General features: G+C 44.0%; 3 protein-coding genes. 1 reads left to right on the forward strand and 2 read right to left on the reverse strand.

Annotation, left to right across the window (positions count from 1 at the left end; translation table 11 throughout):
- Positions 1–430, forward strand: a 430-nt coding sequence (locus tag K6T91_11500) for a class I SAM-dependent methyltransferase (protein MCL6473410.1), incomplete at its 5' end; no start/stop codon positions are given.
- A gap of 65 nt (positions 431–495) precedes the next feature.
- Here the strand turns inward: K6T91_11500 and K6T91_11505 are convergent.
- Entirely contained in the window at positions 496–1893 is a 1398-nt protein-coding gene (locus K6T91_11505; protein MCL6473411.1) for an ATP-binding protein, read from the reverse strand.
- Positions 1894–2452: 559 nt separating this feature from the next.
- On the reverse strand, positions 2453–2812 hold a 360-nt coding region (locus K6T91_11510; protein MCL6473412.1), incomplete at its 5' end, for a hypothetical protein.

The raw sequence follows: 2812 nt of genomic DNA on the forward strand, positions 1-2812 counted from the left end.
TGCCGCACATGAGAAGACAAGCCATGTTACAGCAATCGATATAAACGAGAGACGCATTGAGATAGCCAAATCCGACCTGCGGGCAGCAGGCATCGACTTTCGTGTAATGGATGTAACCAAAACTCCTTTTTCCGATAGCCAGTTCGATGTCGCTTTAATTGTGCTCGGGCTTCATGAAATGGCAATTGAGGAAGCTAGAAAAGCGCTAGTTGAGACCCGACGCATCGCAAAAAAGCTGGTTGTTGTGGAGTTTGGCCTTGATAGATGGCCTTTGTTCTGGAGTTTTTTCAGATACGTGCTTGCGATATTTGAGCCGCCAAGCTTCCTCAAATTCACCCGTTATAATGTTGCCAACCTTATAGAAGATGCCGGATGGAAGATTGAGCGCAAGGAGGCAGATTTTCCTTTTGAGACTTACATCTGCGTGTAAAAGGCCCTATGTCATTCATTAATGACCGCGGCAATCTCAACTTGTGCGCTAGAGCAAGATAAAACCTAGGATATCGGCTTACATCCCTCAAACAAGATAACATCCTTGCGCTCTCGAGCCAGCTTTTTTAAGCTATCGGTAAACCCATTTTGGCTAAACAGCGCATATCTCTTTACTTTTGCCTCACCCTGCTCAGACTCAAAAATTTCAACTTTCTTTAAAAGATCTTCTAAAACATTCATACCGACCGGTTTAGATGTCCACTTGGCTTCCGCAAAGATAGCGGTGCTATTGTCCTCATTTAGCCCCACCACATCAATTTCGCATGATTTACTCCACCAGCGACCCGTTTTTATAATCTCAAGCTTTGGATGTCTGGATGCCAGATGCTCGCGGAGCCAGATCGCCGCCTCTTGCTCATAGACTTCAGATACATGCTGATTAAAACTAGCCCTGATCTTACCAAGCACATAATCTTGGCGACCTTCCTCAATGTAGCTGCGATTGGCAAAGACATATTCAAACCAGAACTTGAAAAACGGATCAGTAATTTTGTAGATGCCCCGTTTGCTCTTTGCTGGTTGCTTCTCGGTAATCGGCACTTCCCTAACAACAATGCCAAGCTCAATCAAAACACTCAGGTACTTAATAAGAACGTTCTTTACAAAACCTGTCTCATTCATTATCTCGCTTAGCTTGGCCTTTCCAAGCGAGATAGCTCTAAGTATTGAGAAGTAGCTCCTCGGCTCCCTTAACTCCTCTTTTAAGATAAACTCGGGCTCCTCGTAGAGAACTTCTCCCTTCGAGATAATATGGTTGCGGATATTTGCAACCAGACTCTTTTTGGGATCAAAGTGCAGAAGGTAAGCGGGCACACCTCCCAGTACTGAATAAAATTCAAACTGTTCACTGAAGGACTTTTTGGGGAAGAATTCTTTAGCATGATGAAACCTCATGGGCTCTACAAGAAGCTGTCCGGTCCTTCTCCCGTAAAGTGGAGCTTTAGTGGCAAGTACTTCTGACTCCATCATCGCAACGCTCGAGCCCATAAGAATAAGGTATATATTCGTACTTTTAAGCTTCTCGTCCCACCCTTTCTGAAAGACTGATGAAACCGCCGGGTTTGCCGAGGCAAGGTACGGAAACTCATCAATGATAAGAAGCAGTCGCTTACGTTTTGATGCAAGGTAATCAAAAACCTGGTGCCAGTTGACAAAACCCCGTTCCGCAACGAAACTGTCGCGGTAAAAATCGCCGATTCTTTCGGATACCTGGCGCAACTGGTCAAGCTCTGATGCCCTATCAGCCATAAAGTAAATATAAGGTTTATCCAGCGCAAATTGCTTGGCAAGCTCGGTCTTGCCAACCCTACGCTTGCCATATATCACAATGAGCTGGCTCCCACGTGCCCTGTATTTATCGTTTAGATAGCCAAGTTCGTTAAGGCGGTTTATAAAGGCCAACCGGTCCTCCTGCCGTTTGTAAAAGTATACTTAAGAGTATAATACTTATAAGTATACTTCGGCAAGATTAGCGGATTGTTTTAGTGTTAGCTAATTGGCTAAGGGGACGTTCCTGAAAAACTGAAAAACTTAAAGATAATTCAGTTTTTGGACCTGTCGCCAAACACTGTGTAATCGAAAAAAGCAGCTGCAGACGGAACATATCTGCCAGTTGCCACCTAAGCTGCTTTACTGCAGGAGTTTTTAAAATATTGCCAGCAGGGCAGATAAATACAATCGCGGTCCTTTTCGTAGATGAATTGACCGTTAATTGAAGGGCTTCTGGTTATCTTAAGGCGCAATTGCAGGAAAGATTCCTTTTGCTTTAAGTATTCGAAAATTAGCTGGTGCCGTACTTCTTGTCTGCAACCATATACTTAGGTCTACCAATTAGCTCCTCATGCTTGGCTAAAAGAGTAACAAGTAGATGCTGGTCTGCAATAGCCCCACCAGTTAGGCACCAGTTAGGGCTGCTGCGGTTATTATTCGGGCTTGCCCACCATCTACTGCAATGTGGCTTTTATAGCACAGCTTTAGATCCGCAAGCGTCTCTGCTAACAATATCAGCAGTAGGATCTTTTAGGTTAATAAGGCGTTCATTTACTTTTTTTGGTAGCCCATAAGTATTGTTGTTGCTTCTGTCTTCAAACAGCGCAACAACGAACCTATCAGTTTTTCCATTTAGCACATCTACCACTGCTTTGGAGTGCACATTAAAATTATTTGCGTTTGAATCAATTAGGGTTGAGTCTAAGAATGCTGCCCCCCGACTAGGCCAGCACCAATACATGCTTTTACCACTCGATGGAAGAAGTCTAAAAACCAAAGATAAGCTAGGGTTAAGGGAGGCTGCTTCTAAAAGGCGTCTCTGAGGCAATAT

This window comes from Bacillota bacterium (assembly GCA_023511485.1).
Classification (GTDB): domain Bacteria; phylum Actinomycetota; class Aquicultoria; order Aquicultorales; family Aquicultoraceae; genus CADDYS01.